The organism is Pseudooceanicola nitratireducens, from assembly GCF_900109195.1.
Classification (GTDB): domain Bacteria; phylum Pseudomonadota; class Alphaproteobacteria; order Rhodobacterales; family Rhodobacteraceae; genus Pseudooceanicola; species Pseudooceanicola nitratireducens.
The window spans coordinates 40,824-58,331 of sequence record NZ_FNZG01000001.1 but is presented as its reverse complement, the minus strand read 5'-3'; the positions used below and the strand labels follow the sequence as shown (position 1 = coordinate 58,331).

At 64.3% G+C, this 17,508-nt stretch carries 17 protein-coding genes; 4 read left to right on the top strand and 13 right to left on the bottom strand.

The genetic code is table 11. The annotated features are described in order from the left end of the window. Positions 1-9 precede the first annotated feature (9 nt). From BMX99_RS00280 to BMX99_RS00265, 4 genes are all read right to left on the bottom strand, one after another. On the bottom strand, positions 10-336 hold the full coding sequence (locus BMX99_RS00280) for a DUF3775 domain-containing protein (protein ID WP_093445815.1): 327 nt from the start codon (positions 334-336) through the stop codon (positions 10-12). Positions 337-422: 86 nt separating this feature from the next. Continuing rightward, positions 423-1,154 carry an SDR family NAD(P)-dependent oxidoreductase gene (locus tag BMX99_RS00275; protein WP_093445814.1) on the bottom strand — a complete coding sequence of 244 codons (732 nt, stop codon included), beginning with the start codon at positions 1,152-1,154 and terminating at the stop codon, positions 423-425. A gap of 112 nt (positions 1,155-1,266) precedes the next feature. Further along, positions 1,267-2,043 carry a DUF1365 domain-containing protein gene (locus BMX99_RS00270; protein ID WP_093445813.1) on the bottom strand — a complete coding sequence of 259 codons (777 nt, stop codon included), beginning with the start codon at positions 2,041-2,043 and terminating at the stop codon, positions 1,267-1,269. Beyond that, a complete protein-coding gene (locus BMX99_RS00265) occupies positions 2,043-3,386 on the bottom strand; it encodes an NAD(P)/FAD-dependent oxidoreductase (RefSeq protein WP_093445812.1) in 1,344 nt (447 codons plus the stop codon). The genes BMX99_RS00270 and BMX99_RS00265 overlap by 1 nt, the downstream gene beginning before the upstream one ends. 383 nt (positions 3,387-3,769) lie before the next feature. Between BMX99_RS00265 and BMX99_RS00260 the strand changes: the two genes are divergently transcribed. Continuing rightward, positions 3,770-4,276 carry a sigma-70 family RNA polymerase sigma factor gene (locus tag BMX99_RS00260; RefSeq protein WP_212632897.1) on the top strand — a complete coding sequence of 169 codons (507 nt, stop codon included), beginning with the start codon at positions 3,770-3,772 and terminating at the stop codon, positions 4,274-4,276. 7 nt (positions 4,277-4,283) lie between these two features. Next, complete coding sequence (locus BMX99_RS00255; protein ID WP_093445810.1) at positions 4,284-4,961, top strand: ChrR family anti-sigma-E factor; 678 nt, start codon at positions 4,284-4,286, stop codon at positions 4,959-4,961. A 230-nt stretch (positions 4,962-5,191) separates the two neighbouring features. On the opposite strand, the gene BMX99_RS00250 is transcribed toward BMX99_RS00255, so the two are convergent. The 3 genes from BMX99_RS00250 to mutL form a co-directional block, all read right to left on the bottom strand. Continuing rightward, the gene (locus BMX99_RS00250; protein WP_093445809.1) at positions 5,192-7,645 is read right to left on the bottom strand and encodes a DEAD/DEAH box helicase; all 2,454 of its coding nucleotides are present in this window, start codon (positions 7,643-7,645) and stop codon (positions 5,192-5,194) included. A 174-nt stretch (positions 7,646-7,819) separates the two neighbouring features. Beyond that, positions 7,820-9,070 carry a DNA recombination protein RmuC gene (locus BMX99_RS00245; RefSeq protein WP_093445808.1) on the bottom strand — a complete coding sequence of 417 codons (1,251 nt, stop codon included), beginning with the start codon at positions 9,068-9,070 and terminating at the stop codon, positions 7,820-7,822. Next, positions 9,067-10,971, bottom strand: coding sequence for a DNA mismatch repair endonuclease MutL (gene mutL / locus BMX99_RS00240; protein ID WP_093445807.1), 1,905 nt, complete (start codon positions 10,969-10,971; stop codon positions 9,067-9,069). The genes BMX99_RS00245 and mutL overlap by 4 nt, the downstream gene beginning before the upstream one ends. Positions 10,972-11,213: 242 nt before the next feature. On the opposite strand from mutL, the gene BMX99_RS00235 reads away from it, so the two are divergent. Continuing rightward, complete coding sequence (locus BMX99_RS00235; protein WP_093445806.1) at positions 11,214-12,023, top strand: division plane positioning ATPase MipZ; 810 nt, start codon at positions 11,214-11,216, stop codon at positions 12,021-12,023. A gap of 228 nt (positions 12,024-12,251) precedes the next feature. Continuing rightward, on the top strand, positions 12,252-12,527 hold the full coding sequence (locus tag BMX99_RS00230; RefSeq protein ID WP_093445805.1) for a hypothetical protein: 276 nt from the start codon (positions 12,252-12,254) through the stop codon (positions 12,525-12,527). Positions 12,528-12,807: 280 nt separating this feature from the next. Here BMX99_RS00230 and BMX99_RS00225 read toward each other — a convergent pair whose 3' ends face one another. From BMX99_RS00225 to BMX99_RS00200, 6 genes are all read right to left on the bottom strand, one after another. Then, positions 12,808-13,101 (bottom strand): hypothetical protein, encoded by a 294-nt coding sequence (locus BMX99_RS00225; protein ID WP_093445804.1) that lies wholly within the window; start codon positions 13,099-13,101, stop codon positions 12,808-12,810. A gap of 33 nt (positions 13,102-13,134) precedes the next feature. Next, positions 13,135-13,929, bottom strand: coding sequence for a hypothetical protein (locus BMX99_RS00220; RefSeq protein WP_139199376.1), 795 nt, complete (start codon positions 13,927-13,929; stop codon positions 13,135-13,137). Between the two features lie 558 nt (positions 13,930-14,487). Further along, the gene (locus BMX99_RS00215; protein WP_093445802.1) at positions 14,488-15,129 is read right to left on the bottom strand and encodes a DUF1523 family protein; all 642 of its coding nucleotides are present in this window, start codon (positions 15,127-15,129) and stop codon (positions 14,488-14,490) included. Between the two features lie 11 nt (positions 15,130-15,140). Next, positions 15,141-15,413 carry a hypothetical protein gene (locus BMX99_RS00210; protein WP_093445801.1) on the bottom strand — a complete coding sequence of 91 codons (273 nt, stop codon included), beginning with the start codon at positions 15,411-15,413 and terminating at the stop codon, positions 15,141-15,143. A 1-nt stretch (position 15,414) separates the two neighbouring features. Then, a complete protein-coding gene (locus tag BMX99_RS00205) occupies positions 15,415-16,770 on the bottom strand; it encodes a DUF6638 family protein (RefSeq protein WP_093445800.1) in 1,356 nt (451 codons plus the stop codon). Beyond that, positions 16,767-17,501, bottom strand: coding sequence for a DUF2971 domain-containing protein (locus BMX99_RS00200; protein WP_093445799.1), 735 nt, complete (start codon positions 17,499-17,501; stop codon positions 16,767-16,769). The genes BMX99_RS00205 and BMX99_RS00200 overlap by 4 nt, the downstream gene beginning before the upstream one ends. Positions 17,502-17,508: the final 7 nt, after the last annotated feature.

Below are 17,508 nucleotides of genomic sequence, written 5' to 3'. Positions count from 1 at the left end.
GCGGATCGCCTAGCCGCCGCGGATCAGGTCGTCTTCGTCCTCACCGGCGGACAGGCCAAGGGCGTCCAGCCCGTTTTCCAGGTGGTCCGACAGATGCGGCGTGCCCAGCAGGTAATCGGCGGTCGGGTGATCGGCCTCGTCCCGGGCGGTGGTCTTGGCCTCTTCCAGTTCATCCGCGCCAAAGGTGCCGCGGCCGATCCACATCAGGGCGACCAGGCTGATCGCCTCGTCCTCGTTCAGGTTTTCGATGAAGGCGCGCAGCTCGCCCTCGGCGCGGGTCAATTCGCGCGCCATCAGGATGATCTGGGCGACCTTGCGGGTGGTGATCTCCAGCATGGCTGTTCTTCCTTTCCGGCATGGGTGTCATGCCCCGAAAGGATGCGCCCGCCCGGTCCGCCGCGCCTTGATCCTGCGCAAATGGCCTAACCGAACAGCCGGAAATAGGCCCAGTTCGGCAACAGCCGCGCGCCCCGGAAGACCAGCGAAAACCACGTCGGGAAAGCGCGGGAAAAGCGCGATGTCGCCATGTGGTCGAAACAGATGTCGGCGGCATCATCGGGTTCCATGATGCCTGGCATCGCGAAATCATTCTTCTCGGTCAGGCGGGTGCGGATATAGCCGGGGTTCAGAAGCTGGACCTTGATGTCGCTGCCCCGCAGGTCGCAGCGCAGGGATTCCGCCAGCGCCATGATGCCGGCCTTGGTGGCGACATAGGGCGCGGCCCCGGGCAGCCCGCCATAGGCCGTCAGCGATCCGGTCAGCACGATATGCCCCTGCCCGCGTGCCTTGAAGACGGGCAGGACGGCCCCCACAAGGCGCATCGCGCCGCCAAAGTTCACATCTGCCATGGTCTGGGCCTGGTCGTCGTTCCAGTCATCGGCACCGAAGGGCCAGTAGGCCCCGGCCAGATAGACCATGCCGTCGATCTCTCCGGCGTCCTTGGCGGCGCGACGCACGGCATCGGGTTTGGTGACGTCCAGCGGCAGGACCCGCGCCGGGCCGGGCAAAGCGCGCGCCAGATCCTCCAGCGCGTCCTTGCTGCGGGCCGAGAGGATCAGGCGGACTCCGGCCTGGGACATGCGGCGCGCCAGGGCCGCGCCCAGGCCGTCGCTGGCCCCGATCAGCCAATAGGTCTTGCCTCTCCACTCGGTCATGACGGCTCCTCTCTGCTTAAATCGACTTCAATCGGTAATACTGGATCAACGCGGGCCATACGCCGCACGTTCCCTGTAGCACCGGTTTTTTCGGGCTTTTGCCCCGGGGGGCCTAGCTTTGCTGGCGCACGCCCTGGGTCACCGCGCGATCCGGCGGCACGGGACGGTTGCGATAGGGCGCGCCCTTCCACCACAGTTTTGCCGCCTGCCAGTGGATCAGCGCCAGCACCCGCCGCGACCCGAAGGGCCGCCGCAGGAAGGCGCGCAGCAGACCTGCGTTGGTCAGCGGCCTGGGTTCCCCGACCAGCGTCGCGATCACGCCGCCGCCCTGGCGGTCATAGTCGATCTTGATGCCGATCCGGTCGGGCCGCAGGTCAAACCGGAAGCGATAGCCCCCGGTCTGCGGCTGAAAGGGCGAGACATGCATGATCTTGCGGGTCATCAATTCGGTCTCGGCCGTGATTTCGGTCCGACCGTCGCCGCAAAGATAAGAATGCCGGTCGCCAAAGGTGTTGGTGACCTCGGCGATCACGTTGCGCAGGGTGCCGGCCTCGTCCAGGCAGAACCAGAAGGACACCGGGTTGAAGACATGGCCCAGGATCCGAGGCTGCGTCAGCAGAAGGATCTTCGCGGGTGCGGGCATGCCGTGGGTTGCAAGGACCTCTCGCACCCAGACGGGCCCGCGCCCCTTGCCTGGGTCGCCGCCATGGTCCCGGTCCTGGACCGAGGCAAAGCCGCCCCGGTTTCGCGCGAACAGCCCCGGCCCCGCCTGCTCAGCCTCGGCGTCGATCAACACGTAGTCGACCCCATAGCGGAAGGCGTTCTTCACCGGCCCCTTGCGCCCGTGCCAGGTGTGGCCCGAGACCAGATATGGCGGCGACCAGATCATCACTCGGCCACCAGCGGCACCTGCACGGGTACAGGAATGGGCCGCGCCGCCGCGCGCAGACGCTCGACCACATCCGCCGCGCTGGCCAGCCCGTCTTCGTGGAAACCGTTCCGCATCCAGGCCCCGCAGAACCAGGTGTTGTTGCGGCCGTTCAGCCGCGCCATGTCCTTCTGCGCCGCCAGCGCGGCGGTGTCGTAGACCGGATGGCGCAGCGTGACCTCGTCAAAGATCCGGGCCTCGTCGATCTGGCGCGTGGCGTTCAGGGTGACGAACAGCGGATCATCGGCCGGGATCGGCTGCAGGCGGTTCATCCAATAGGTCAGGTCCAGCGCATCACCGCCCTCGCCCTGCCCTTCTGCATTCTGCCCCTCGCGGTAATTCCACGACGCCCAGGCGCGACGGTGGCGCGGCATGACGCTGTCATCCGAATGCAGCGTCACGGTATTGGGCTGATAGCGGATCGCGCCTAGGGCGGCCTGTTCCTCGACCGAGGGGTCGGACAGCAGGGAAAGCGTGTCATCGGAATGGGTCGCCAGGATGATTTCGTCAAAGGCCTCCCATCCGTGGCCGTCCAGCCGGACCTCGGGCCCGGCCATGCCGCGCCGCACCGCCTGCACCGGCGTGCCCAGGCGGATATCCACGCCATCGCGGCGCATCGTGGCCTCGAGCCTGCGGACATATTCGATCGACCCGCCCTGAACCGTGTACCACTGGTGCTGGCCCGTATGGCTCAGCAATGCGTGGTTCTCGAAAAAGCGGATCATCGCGTCGGCGGGAAAATCCAAGATCTTCTGCTTGGGCGTCGACCAGATCGCGGCGGAAAGCGGCAGAAGATAATAGTCGCGGAACCAGTCGCCCGTGCCCAGTTGCTCCAGCAGCCCGCCGATGGTCAGACTGCTGTCCTGCGCCACATCCAGCGCACGGGCGTTGAACCGCATCACGTCGCGCAGCATCTTCAGATATCGCGGATCGCCCGCGTTGCGCCACTGGGCAAAGACGGCGCGCATATCGGCCAGCCCGTACTCCAGCCGCCCCCCCCAGACACTGGCCCGCACCGAGGCCCCGAAGCTCATGTCGCTTTTCGCCACCGGCACGTCGAGGTCCTCGAACATCTGGGTCAGCAGCGGATAATTGGCATAGTTGAAGACGATGAACCCGGTGTCGACAGGCTGATCCCCGCGCTTGCCTGCAGTGATGGTGCGGGCATGACCGCCCAGGCGGGGCGCGGCCTCGATCAGGGTGACGGAATGGTCCTGCGACAGCATCCGCGCGGCCCCCATGCCGGAAATTCCGCCGCCGATGATGGCCACCCTGCGGCGGGAAAAAGATTCTTCGAATGGCATGAACGGCCCTTTGTGTCTGATTTCCCAAGGGTTACGCCGGGCAGATGGTTCCGGATTTCTTTTCATCACGGTTTTCGAAAGTTTTTTCCTGAAAAATCTGCCCGCCCGGTGATCCGGCCCCGCGACCCGCGCGTAAACAGGGCATGTTGCAGCACACCGCCCCAGCCTCTTTGCCTGCAGGCCCTGATCCGTCGGGGTCGCCCGAAAGAGACTTGCGTGCTACCAAAAAGGCGGGAACGGCCGCGCCCCGGCGCGCCGCACCGCAGATGAGCACCCAGAAGGGACAGGGCCGCAGCATGAGCGCGTCGACGCCAGGACAGGACCAGGGGCGGGACAAATCCGCAGACCGCAGGGCGCAAGAGGCCGCGGCCTGGGTCGAGGACATGCTCCTGATCCGCGACCACAAGGACCGCGAGGCCTTTGCACGGTTGTTTGCGCATTTCGCCCCCCGGGTGAAGGGCTTCCTGATGAAGTCCGGGACCGAGGGGCAGCTGGCCGAGGATTGCGCTCAGGACGTGATGGTCACGGTCTGGCGCAAGGCACATCTGTACGACCCGGCGCGCGCCACGGTGGCGACCTGGGTCTTCACCATCGCGCGGAACCGCCGGATCGACGTGGCCCGGCGCGACCGCAGGCCGGAACCCGAGGATCTGGGTTGGGGCCCGGAACCGGATGCGACGCAGGAAGACAGCGTCGCATTGCAACAGGAAACGGAACAACTGGGTGCGGCCCTGAAGGCCCTGCCCGCGAAACAGAGGGACCTGATTGAACGCGCCTATTTTGGCGATCTGTCGCACAAGGAAATAGCCGAGGCGACGGGCCTCCCGCTCGGGACGATCAAATCACGGATACGGCTGGCGCTGGACAAGCTGCGCCATGCCATGGGGTAAAACGACGATGAGTATCAAGCACCACCTGACCGAACAGCTTCTGATGGGATATGCCGCCGGCACCCTGCCCGAGGCGTTCAACCTGGTCGTGGCCAGCCATATCTCGATGTGCGACGACTGCCGCGCCGCCCTGGCCGCCTACGAGGCGCTCGGCGGGGCCATGCTGGAAGACAGCTGCGCCGGGGCCGCTGAAACCGACCTCTCGCCCGGCAGCTTCGGGGCCTGCCTCGCACGGCTCGACACCGTGCCTGCGGATCGCGACGCCTCAGACCACCAGCCCGTGCCGCCCGCCCCCACAGGCCCCCATACCCTGCCCGAGCCCCTGCGCTCTTACGTCGGCGGTGACATCGACGCGATCCGCTGGCGTCCCGTAGGCGGCGGCGTGAAACAGGCGATCCTGCCCACCTCCCGCGCGGCCTCGGCCCGGCTTCTCTTCATCCCGGCGGGATCCGCCGTGCCCGATCACGGCCACCGCGGCACCGAACTGACGATGGTGCTTCAGGGCGCCTTCTCGGATGAAACCGACCATTTCGCCCGGGGCGACGTGGAAATCGCCGACGAGGATCTGGAACATATGCCCGTCGCGGAAACCGGCCGGGACTGCATCTGCCTCGCCGCCACCGATGCGCCCCTGCGCTTCCGCTCCTGGCTGCCCCGCCTGGCGCAGCCCTTCCTGCGGATCTGACACAGGCAAATTGACCGGGATCCACCCCGATCCCCATCATCTTGCCGAAAATACTCTGGGGGGTGAATTGAGCGGCACGCTCAAGAGGGGGGCAAGGCCCCCTTCCCCCGCCCGCCGCAGGCGCATCCGACGGGGAGGTGCTCACAGTCAGGCCGGGCAAAAAGAACCGGGCAAACAAAAAAGACCGGGGCGCTGCACCCCGGTCTTTTCGCTTTCAGATCCGCGAAACGTCAGCTCTTGGGACGGCGCGGCGGCTGGTTGCCGCCCTTGCGCGGGGCACCCTTGCCGGCCGGTTTCCCGCCGGGACGGCCTTCGAACTTGCCACCGGGTTTACCACCGGGCTTACCACTGGGCTTGCCCCCCGGCTTCCCGGCAAACTTGCCAGCCGGTTTTCCGCCCTTGCCCCCGAAGCCGCCGCCCTTGCGGTCGTCCTTGCCAAAGCCGGCACCAAAGCCGGACTTGTCCTTGCGCGGGCCCTTCGCGGGTTTGCCCCCCTCGGCGCGGTCCCCCCGGACCTTGCCACCCCGGCCCGAGGCCGAGGGATCCGACAGGTTCCAGACCGCTTTCGAAGACTTGGCCGCGCGGGGCGCGTCCGACCCGCGATCGGCCGGGCGATCCGAACGGGCGGGCTTGTCGCCGCGATCCTTGCGGGGACGGTCTTCGAAACGACCTTCAGACCGGGCGCCAAAGCCGCCGCGATCCGGGCGATCGCCGTCACGCGGTTTGAAGTCGCGCTTCTTGAAATCGCCACCCTTGCTGTCGCGATCCTTGAAATCCCGTTTCTTGAAATCGGACGTCTTCGCATCCCCACGGTCGCCGCCCTTGAAGCCGCGATCCCCGTCGTGCGACCGGCGCTCACCGGATCCCTTGCGGTCGGACCAGCCGCCCTCGGACCGGTCTTCGCGCGGGGCACGCTTTTTATAGGGTTTCGCCGGACGATCACCCTCGGCGGACCGCTCGGCCCGGGGCGGACGACGGTCATGGTCCTGATTGCGATCTGCTGGCCGCTCACGACGCGGGCCGCGATCTTCGCGATCCTCGCGCGGGCCCTTGCGATGCGCGGGCTTCGGCGCGCGGCCGGCCAGGGCGGTGCCTGGGGCGCGGCGGAACTCGGGCGCGCCCTCCATCCGGCGGGCGGAAACACCGTCTTCCAGAACGCCGCCTTCACCCAACTTCGCCTCGAATTCGGGCACGCTGGCCTCGGCCAGCTCGACATAGGTTTCGTCCTGCTGCACGCGGATCGCGCCGATGGCGGTCTTGTCCAGACCACCGGCCCGACACAGCAGCGGCAGAAGCCAGCGCGGCTCGGCCCGGTCGTTGCGGCCCACGCTCAGCGCGAACCAGGTCGAGGGGCCAAAGGGCTCCCGATCCTTGGCGGGGGCGCGGGTGTCGGGGTCCGACAGCTCCTCGGGGGCGGAATGCTTGGCGCGATACAGCCGCAGGTAGGCCGCCGCGATGATCTGCGGTTCGTGCATCGCCAGCAGACGGTCGGCAAAGGCGCTTTCGTCGCTCGTCACCTCGTCGGACCAGACGGGATCGTTCAGCAGGCGTTCCTCGTCCTTGGCGTTGATCTGATCGGCATCGGGCGCGACGGTCCATTCGGCGGTGACGCGGGCGAATTTCAACAGACGCTCGGCCTTCTTGGTGGCCTTGGGCGGCACGATCAACGCCGAGATCCCCTTGCGCCCCGCACGCCCCGTCCGGCCAGACCGGTGCAACAGCCCCTCGGTGTTCGAGGGCAGTTCGGCATGGATCACCAGTTCAAGGTTGGGCAGGTCGATGCCGCGGGCGGCCACATCCGTCGCCACGCAGACCCGCGCCCGACCATCGCGCATCGCCTGAAGCGCATGGGTCCGTTCGGTCTGGGACAATTCGCCCGACAGGCTGACCACCTGGAAGCCCCGGTTGGCAAAACGCGCGGCCAGCCGGTTCACCATGGCGCGGGTGTTGGCAAAGACGATCGCATTCTGCGCCTCGTGAAAGCGCAGCACGTTGATGATGGCGCTTTCCACATCCGCCTGGGCCACGCGCAGCGCCTGATAGGAAATGTCGGCATGCTGTTCACGGTCGGAAATCGTCGAGACGCGGACGGCGTCGCGCTGGAACTGCTGCGCCAGCTTGGCGATCATCGGCGGAACGGTGGCCGAGAACAGCAGCGTGCGGCGATCCTCGGGGGCCTCGCCCAGCATGAATTCCAGATCCTCGCGGAAGCCCAGGTCCAGCATCTCGTCGGCCTCGTCCAGGACAACGGCGCGAATGGTGCTTAGATCCAGCGACCCGCGCTGGATATGGTCACGCAGACGGCCCGGCGTGCCCACAACGATATGCGCGCCGCGATCCAGGGCGCGGCGTTCGTCGCGCATGTCCATGCCACCCACGCAGGATGTCACCCGCGCCCCGGTCTTGGCATAAAGCCAGCCCAATTCGCGCATCACCTGGAACGCCAGTTCCCGCGTCGGCGCAACGATCAGCGCCAGCGGCGTGGCGGCCGGGCCCAGAAGGCCCGCGTCATCCAGCAGGGTCGGGCCGATCGCCAGGCCGAAACCCACGGTCTTGCCCGATCCGGTCTGGGCCGAAACCAGCAGGTCCGAGCCCGCAAGCTCGGGGTCGGTGACCGCCTGCTGGACGGCGGTCAAAGTCTCATAGCCGCGCTCGGCCAGCGCATCCGACAAGGTCTGGATCATGGGGAAAACCGTTCTGGGTTGGCCAGGGCGGGGATTGGCGCGGCCTGGACAGGAGAAGAAAGCGACCCTCTACCCCAGCTTGCGCCTTCTGTATATGGTTTTCTGCGGTGTGGCTAACGCGCCACCCTTTGGCGCGTGCCTATCACCCTGTGTCTGGCCTGTGTCTGGCCTGTGTTAGTCGCGCCGCGTCAGCCGCGCCACGGCGGCGCTGGCATCGCTGACCCCGGCCTCGGGGGCCAGTTCCTCGAAGTCGAAGTTGTCCAGCCGCGCGGCGCGTTTGCCGGCGCGTTCGGCGGCGGTGCCGATGCCTTCGATATCCTTGCGCGCCTGGTCGAAATGGGTGTCCAGCTTCTGCACCCGCTCCACCACGAGTTCCACGTCGCGATGCAGCAATTTCAAGGTGTTGCGAATGGCCCCGGCCTGTTCGCGCATCCGCGCGTCCTTCAGGATGGCGCGCATCGTGTTCAGCGTCGCCATGCAGGTCGTGGGCGACACGATCCAGACCCTTGCGTTGAAGCCTTCGCGCACGATGTCGGCGAAGTTGGCGTGCAGTTCAGCATAGACCGCCTCGGACGGCAGGAACATCAGCGCGCCATCGGCCGTCTCGCCTTCGAGGATGTATTTTTCCGAAATCGCCTTGATATGCGCCCGGACCGAGGTCTTGAACGCCTGCGCGGCGGCGCGCACTTCAGCGTCGGTGGCGGCATTGCGCAGCGACTCATAGGCCTCGAGCGGGAATTTCGCGTCGATCACGATCGGGCCCGGCGGGTTGGGCAGATGGATCAGGCAATCGGCGCGCTTGCCGTTCGACAGGGTCTGCTGCAGCGCATAGCTGTCCTTGGGCAGGGCCTTGGACACGATGTCGGTCAGCTGGATTTCCCCAAAGGCCCCGCGCGTCTGCTTGTTCGACAGGATGTCCTGCAGCGACAGCACATCGCCCGACAGCTTGGTGATATTCTCCTGCGCGCGGTCGATCGTGGCCAGCCGCGCCTGCAGTTCCGTCAGGCTTTTCGTGGTGCGTTCCGACCCGCCCTGCAGCTGCTTGTTCATGCGTTCCTGCATGTCCGACAGGGCGCGGGCGGTCTTCATCGAGTTGTCGTGCAGCCGGTCGGTCATCTGCTGCTGAACGGCGGCTAGGCGGGTTTCCATCGACTGGATGACCTGCGCCTGGGTGTTGGCCTGGGCATTCGACACGGCCGTCAACCCCCCGGTCAGCTGCTCCTGCCCCCGGCCAAGCGCATCAACGGCGCGGCCCATCTGGTCCATCTGGTAGATCAGCGGCTCGGACGCCTGGGCGGCGCGGCTGACCCCGCGCAGGGCGGCGATCAGCAGGATCACGATCAGCAGGCCAAGGGCCGCGGCGATCAGCAGGGCCAGGGAAACGGGGTCGTTCAGGTCAAGGGTCATCGTGCCGATCTGCATCAGGTGCGTCCGAAAAGCCGTTCAATATCAGACAGTTTCAGCTCCACATAGGTGGGGCGTCCATGGTTGCACTGGCCGGACATCGGCGTCGCCTCCATCTCGCGCAGGAGGGCGTTCATTTCCTCGACCCGCATGCGGCGGCCCGACCGGATCGACCCGTGGCAGGCCACCCGCGACAGGATCGCGTCGATCCGTGCCTTCAGCGTCGTGCTGTCGCCCGCATCGGCCAGTTCGTCCAGAATGTCCAGCACCAGCGCTTTGGCATCCACTTCGCCCAGGATGGCGGGGGTTTCGCGCACCGCGACGGCACCGCCGCCGAACGGCTCGATCGTCAGGCCAAGCGCCTGAAGATCCTCGGCGAATTCTTCAAGCCTGGCACAATCCCCGGCGCTGAGTTCGACGATTTCGGGGATCAGAAGCGCCTGCGCGGCGACCCCGTTTTCCGCCATCTGATGCTTCAGTTTTTCATAGACCAGCCGTTCGTGCGCCGCGTGCTGATCGACCAGAACCATGCCGCGGTCGGTCTGGGCGACGATGTAATTCTCATGGACCTGCGCCCGGGCAGCCCCAAGCGGGAAGCTCTCCAGCCGGGGGTCTTCCGGGCGGCGCTCGGGCAGCTCGGGCTCGTACCGGGCCGAGGGCTGGTCGGCAAAACCTTCAAAGACCGCCGCAGGCGAGTTGGACCGATCAGTCCAGCCGCTGAACCCGCCCTGGTCCGCCGCCAAGGCCTGCCCATGATAGGCCGTCGCCCGCGCCTCGCCCGAGGGGCGATCCATCTGGTAGACCCGCGCTGGACCGATCGGTTCAGCCCGCATCGCCCCAAGCGTTGCCCCAGCCACCGTGGTCGACGCCCGGTGCCCCGCCTCGGCCAGCGCATGACGCAGGCCCGACACGATCAGCCCCCGCGCCACACCGGGGTCGCGGAAACGCACTTCGGATTTCGCGGGATGGACGTTGACGTCGACCAGCGTGGGATCGCAGTCGATGAACAGCGCCGCCGCCGGATGCCGGTCGCGCGACAGCACGTCCATATAGGCCGCCCGCAAGGCACCGGTCAGCAGCTTGTCCCGCACCGGCCGGCCGTTGACGAACAGGAACTGCGCCACCGCCGCCCCACGCGAATAGGTCGGCAGCGCGGCATAGCCGGTCATGTGCAGCCCTTCCCGTTCGGCGTCGATGCGCAGGGCGTTCTCGGCGAACTCCTTCCCCAGGATCGAGGCCAGCCGCCCATGCAACGCGTCGAACATGTCGCCCGATTCCGGGTCCGCGCGGAAGGTCACGCGCCCCTCACCGCCACCGGTGACGTCGCGCAGGGTAAAGCCGACATAGGGCTCGGCCATGGCGAGCCGCTTGATCGTGTCCGTCACCGCCTGACCTTCGGCCCGGTCGGTGCGCAGGAACTTCAGCCGCGCGGGCGTGGCGTAGAACAGATCGCGCAGCTCGACCACAGTGCCGCCCGACAGCGCTGCGGGACGCACCGGCTCACTCCGCCCGCCGCTGACGGCGATCTCGGCCGCCTGCCCCCCCGCCGTGCGCGAGGTGATCTTCAGCCGCCCGACCGCCCCAAGCGAGGGCAGCGCCTCACCGCGAAACCCGAAGGTGTGGATGTTCAGCAGGTCCGACCCGTCGATCTTCGACGTCGCATGCCGTGACAGCGCCAGCGGCAGCGCATCCTCGGGGATGCCACAGCCGTCGTCCTTGACCCGGATCAGCCCCTTGCCCCCGTCGGCAATCGTCACTTCGATGCGCGTCGCCCCGGCATCCAGCGCGTTTTCCACCAGCTCCTTCACGGCCGAGGCCGGGCGTTCCACCACCTCACCGGCCGCGATCCGGTTGATCGCCGCCTCGTCCAGCTGGCGGATCACAGGTAGGTTTTCGCTTATCTTGGGGTCAGGTCGCAACATGCCCCCAGACCTAGCACGCACCCCGCGATTCGACCATGGGGTCGCGCGCCGCTTTGCACATTAACCTTAACGCGCCAACGATCCCCGCCTTGCGCCCTGCAGGCCACGTTTCCCGGCAAAATGACCCGTCAGCTGGCCGCGCCTTTCATCGCCCCTTTCATCGGGGTCACCCGCAACATATAGTGTCCGCAAGCAAAACGGCGGATAGCCGGGCAGAGGGTCACAGGCGGAAAGGTCGCGGCATGGCGCATATCATCGTTGTGGGTAACGAAAAGGGCGGCGCGGGCAAATCCACCGTCTCGATGCATGTGGCGACCGCGCTGGCCCGGATGGGGCACAAGATCGCGACGCTCGACCTCGACCTGCGGCAGAAGACGCTTGGCCGCTACGTCGACAACCGCACCCGCTTCCTGGCCAAGGAAGGCATCGACCTGCCCTCGCCCAGCTACATCGACCTGCCCGAAATCGAGAAATCCGCCCTGCAGCCCGGCGAAAACCCCTATGATCACCGGCTCTCGGCCGCCGTGTCCGAACTGGAAACCCACGCCGATTTCATCCTGATCGACTGCCCCGGGTCCCACACCCGCCTCAGCCAGGTGGCGCATTCCCTGGCCGATACGCTGATCACGCCGCTCAACGACAGCTTCGTCGATTTCGACCTGCTGGCGCATATCGACAATGACGGCGAACGCATCCTCGGCCCCTCGGTCTATTCGGAAATGGTCTGGAACGCCCGCCAGCTGCGCGCCCAGGCCGGGCTGAAACCGATCGACTGGGTGGTGCTGCGCAACCGCCTCGGGGCCCAGCAGATGGTCAACAAAGCCAAGATGGAAAAGGCGATCAACAAGCTGTCCAAGCGGATCGGATTCCGCGTCGCGCCCGGCTTCAACGAACGCGTCATCTTCCGCGAACTCTTCCCGCGCGGGCTGACCCTGCTCGACCTCAAGGACATCGGCGTCCAGCAGCTCAACATCTCGAACGTCGCCGCCCGGCAAGAGCTTCGCGACCTGATCAAGGCGCTGGACCTGCCCGGAGTCGACGTCACCTTCTGACCCCCCTGGATCTCAGGCGCGCCACCCCGCCTGCATCATCTTGCCAAAAATACTCCCGCCGGAGGCGTCCCGCCCTCTCGGCCCCACCAAACGGCAGGGCCCCAGGGCCAAGCCCCTGACGGTAGATGTTGACGAGCGCCCATTTTTCGCTTTGGGCGTCCTTTTCTTTTTGATCGCGGTGAAAGTTTTCTACTTCCAAGGCAGTAGCCCACGAGCCCAGCATCTCTTATGAAGCCCATCGTCTCGATCCTCGCTGCGAACCTACTCGCGACTGCCTCCTACGCGGGCGTCATCTATGACAACAGCGATCTCTCGAAGATCGTCGCGACCAATGCGGCTCGTTTTGAAAGGGACTACCAAGGCGAAGCTTTCGCAGCGAGATTGCCCTTCAACAACCTAAGCAGAGCCTATTTTTCAAAGCACTTCCTGGCCGATTTTGGCGCAGGTGGGATGCTTCCCAATGTTCAGTGCAGGGTCTTTGACGAGAAGGTCGTGCAACGATAGATCGACGCGAAGACCGACCAGAAGTTCTATGTTCACGGCAAGATCTCTGACACATTTGCTGGTATACTCTTGCTCGAGAACTGCGACATTCGATAACCTGAGATCCAAACGCAAAAGCCTTTCACTAAAGCCTTCACACGAAATCCAGCTCATAGATGCGCCCGCGTGCAGGACCCAATCGCATTGCGGGCGTTTTGCCGTCCGCGCCGGGGTCGCACCAGTTATGGAAGAAGCGGTAGATCTGGACGATTTTCGCAAGCAGTTCGGGCTTGTAGAGTTACTACTCGTCCCAGGTGTGCCCTGTGTTCCCGCTCGAAATTGCGGGGCGCGACGCGAACCGCACATTCGACCGGATCTTGTGAAAGTAAGCATCCACACCGCGCAGCGTCGCTTTGCGAACAAGGCGGGGGGCGGACATATCTGATAGCTCCGACCGCCATGTCGGCACGCGCACGACTTTGTGTGGCTCGGGTTTCCTAGGGAACGGGAACTCACCAATCTTCTTGGCGGAGCTCCCCATCGCCGCGGCCAGCGCCTGATCGACGAGATCGGCATAGTCTTCGTTCGACAGCATCTGGATCTGCTAAAGCGATATCCCAGACAGCCTCTATAGCAGCGCCCGTCCGTTCTTGAACTGCTTCAGCCGCATGTCGTGCGTCATGCCCTTGTCGAAGCTCACGACGGCGATGTCCGCACGGCGTGACCGGATTTCCTGCACAAATACCGCTTGGAAGGCCTGCTGGAGACCCTTGTCGTCATCCATGGCAAGCAGGAGAGGTGCATCCGTGTGCGCAAGCATCTCCTGCACACGCAGCGCGTGGGCATACTGGAGGATGTCGTAGCGCACGAGCGCGCCTTGGTGCGGCAGTTGGTAGAGGTCCGTGGTCTTCACCCGCTTCTGCTTACGCAGCTTCCGTAGCCAGCCCTCGAACTCCGTCTTCGTCCAGACCCGGACGAACTGTCGGAAGGCGTTAGAGATGTCCGCCTCGCCAGCTTCCAGGGCTCGCGCTTCGGCATCCTCCATCGACAGAGATGGGTCGAACTGGAGCGCGGCCTCCACGATGAAACCGGACCGGTTGTGGGCCGTGCAGAGGTGCTGCACGGCCACCGGAGTGCGCTTCTGCTTCGTCGGCCAGTTCAGTATCAGCGTCTGACTGTCGGTCGCGAAGAGCGATCCGACCTCGTGGAAATCGACCTGGGAGAAATCCTCCCCCTGCGCGACGAAGCCCTGGATCTGCTCATGGAAGAAGTCGATCTTGCCGTAGAGACCCCGGTAGGAGGTTCCAGTGATCTTGCTGATATTCGACAGGGAGATGTCGTTGCAGAGCATCTGGAAGATCACCCGGTTCTTATCGCTGCGCCGATGGCGTCGCGCTGGCTTGCCGACAGAAAATGTCTTCAATCAAAGGCGACACTTATACCGTGGATCTCCCTTCGCGGTCTTGCCGAACCGCCAGTAGAACCCTTGGTTCGCCTCGCCCGACATGCCATGCGCGAAGCAGCCTTCCGACCGACAGGACGGAGCTGTCGGATCGTGCTCTGGCAAATACTTCAGACGCCTGTATCCTTCTGGGATCGCTCGATTCTTCCTGAGCCGGGACGTCTTGTTGCAGGTCGGGCATTTGAAATACTCCTCATGCATGGCACCGGAAACCGTGCCACGCAGGACGCTACCAGGTGCCGGGTCGGAGTCTGTCGTGCGCTTGAAGGGATCGGGATGCATCCCAAAGCTGGCGCAAGTGGGGTTGCGGCAGAAGTTCAGGTCCAGGCCCGGAAAATCCCGCGGCAGGTGCCTCTCGAGAGGCGGAAATTCTGTTGAAGATATTTTCGAGTGGTCCAGCATCTTTTTCTCCCCTCGTGAGTAGGTAAAGATGCTGTTTGAAGGTAATGTTGGCCGCTCTACGGCCAACAGAAGGATTTTCTCAACATTTACCGTCAGGGGCTTGCCCCAGGGCCCGCCTCAGCGCCTCCAGCTGGCCAGCCAGCGGGAGAAGCGGCCGCGCCCCTCGCGGGCGCTGTCAGCCAGATTGTCCCAGCCCTCGTCCACGCCCTCGACGATCGGATCGATACGACGATCCCAGAACCGCAGCCAGCGGACGCGGATCGCCCAGAACACGGCAAACAGCAGCACCAGGATGATGATGTTCAGCCAGGGAATGATCGTCATGTCGGGATCCGCGACCTGCTTGACCGCGATGGCATTGGGAAAGATCGACTGGAATTCGATCCGCCAGCCGTAATGCGTGACCATCACCCACTTCGGGTTCTCGCTGGTGGACCGCAGATCGCTCGCCTCGGTCTGCAGGTTCGAGGTGTCGAACTTGAAATAGGGCGGCCAGCCCCAGCCGGTGTCCTCGTTGCGATAGACCAGCGGCTTGCCGTTCTTCTTGATCGTCTGGATGAAGAAGACGTCGCGGTTCACCGTGCCGGTCGCATTGCCGGTGTCTTCCTTGGCCCAGAAGATCGAATTCTCGCCGAAATCCACCCGCTTTTCATAGGTGTCCGAAATCCGCACGATGTCATGCTGCGGCAGCGTGTAATGCAGGAAGGCCACGACAAACAGCGCGACGACGGCCCGGAAGGCCCATTTGATATATGCCATTTATCCGCCTCTCAGGAGTAGTTCACGACGTAGATGATATAGGCGATGACAGCCAGGGGAACTATATAGACCAACAGGATCAGTTTGCGACGGAAGCTGTCGTCGTAATCCTCCAGCCCCCTGCGCACGTAAAGGTCCCGGTCCTCTCCGTATTCCCGGTCGCCCGCGTCATAGGCGCGCCGCAGCTTGCCCTTGCGCACCCCGCGCGACCACAGCGAGACCGAGACATAGACCACCGTCAGCCCGACCAGAAGGACCAGCAAAAGCCGTGCAAGTGCGATCATCTCAGCTCCTTTCCCGCCGCACCGCGCCCCAGGGGCCGACCCGGGCGATCATGTCGTCGCGGGGCGGGGGCGGCGGCGCGGGGCTTTCCTCCATCCCCGGCTCATGCCCGAAGAGTGCCGCGCGCGTGCCCGCCTTGTCCACCGCGTATTCCCGCGCCAGCATATCCGCCACATAGCTTTTCTTGGTCTCGGACCAACCCGCATAGGCGCGATAGAACAGCGCCTTGTGGCAGATGAACAGCTGGCGCACATCCTTCGGGGCCAGTTCCGCCAGCAGCATGTTCACCAGATCCGCATCGGCGTGATCGCTGGCGCGCAGATTGTAGAAATAGGCCGGATGATCGCTGGAAATCCGGGGCCAGCGCGCGCCGTCCTCGGCCCAGGCAACCAGCTGGCGCAGGGCGTGGTATTCGGGCGGCAGATCGTCGGCATGGCGGCGTGCCAGGCGGCGGATGTCGCGCCTTGTCGCCCCGGTCAGGTCCACATCGGCCTGATGCGCCGCGTCGACCACGATGAAATCCATCTTCTGGCGCAGGATCGCCGTGCCGTCGATGCCGCGTGCCTTGATGATCGGCTCGACCAAGGCGTTGTCGGCCAGGAAGCGCGCGATCCGGTTGGTGTCGCGCTTTTCGATCACGTCGCCCAGCCCCGCCCCCTCCAGCCGCGCCGCCGTCTCGGTGATCGCAGTCGGCGGGGTCGAGCGGAACAGATAGGTCCCGCCGAAATGCGCCGTCCAGAAGTTTTCCTGTTCGAACACCATCTGTTTCAGCCGCACCGGATTGCGCGTCACATCGCCCGTGCGCTTGGCCATGGAGATCATCTCTCCGATCAGCACATCGTCGAACCAGCCGTCTTCCTCGCCCAGGAACCGGTCCGACAGTTGCCCCAGCTTCTCCGCATCGCGCACCAGCCCGGTGGTGGTATCGGCCTCGATCTCGATCTTGCGGATGTCGTTCAGCCGCGCCGGATTGGTGACACTGAAGACCGAATTCAGAAGCTCTCCGGCCACCGCATCCCGGGCGGTCAGGGCAAACAGCTGCGCCTCGTTCGTCTCGATGAACTGCCGCAGGATATGGCGCGAGGTCGAGAAGCTGGCATTCAGCAGCGGCGCGGTCTTCTGCGCGGTCGTCAGCAGGATGAACTGCCGGTTGCAGCCGTTTTCATTCAGGTAGAGCGGGTCGTCCAGCTCTTCGCCCACTTCAGGCGAGAAGCCCGAGATGTCTATGTGGAAATCGGTGAGGGTGGTGGTCTTGCCGGTCAGATGCTCCAGCGCGCGGTTGTAGCGGTCAACCAGCGCGGGAGAGGTCACCGGGATCAGATTGCCGAACATGAGGCCGAGGCGGATGAGGCGGTTCATTGGGAACCGCTCCAATCCTGCAGTTTGCGGCTTCTTTGCAGAACTATGTCGTAAGTATTGAAGCCCGGACGTGTTCGAATGGCTTTGACTGGCGAATTCAAGCCTATAAAATCAGAAGGGTTTTTGCGCGACCTACTGCCAACCAACACCCCAGCCAATTTAAGCCCTACCCCAAACCTTATGAATGGAAGGCAATCAATGTTGCGTGCACCACAACATTCACGTCGCCGTTCCACACTGCAGTACACCGCTTCGTTCCTCAAATGAACAAAAAGTCGGTATTCTTGCTCATAACGCCATTTGCTTGACTTAATCGAGCATAAGTCTTCAACTTTTGTCCGATTTGATAGCTTCGGAAGATTATCACCTTCCGCAAGTACTTTCCGAGAAGGCTCGTATATCACCTTATGCAGGTGATCAGACCGAACGTCGAAGACCATGCACACACCCGCGCCGGATGCAGCATAGTGCGCCCACATAACAGGATTGCGCCAAGTTTTTGAGAAACAGACGAGTCCGATTTCGCTGTCTAACTCTTCTCGCCATTTCCGATGGTTCTTGCGGAAACTCTTTTCATCGCCAGCGACGCACCCTGCCTCGAATATATCGTTGCATTTCGAGAATTCGGACACCTTCAATCGCTGGTGTTCAATATTGGAAATGGCATGTTCGGAACTCGTAAAGTAGTATAGTCGCTGAAATCCGTCTCGGCTTACATTCAGCCATTTCATCTCTGGA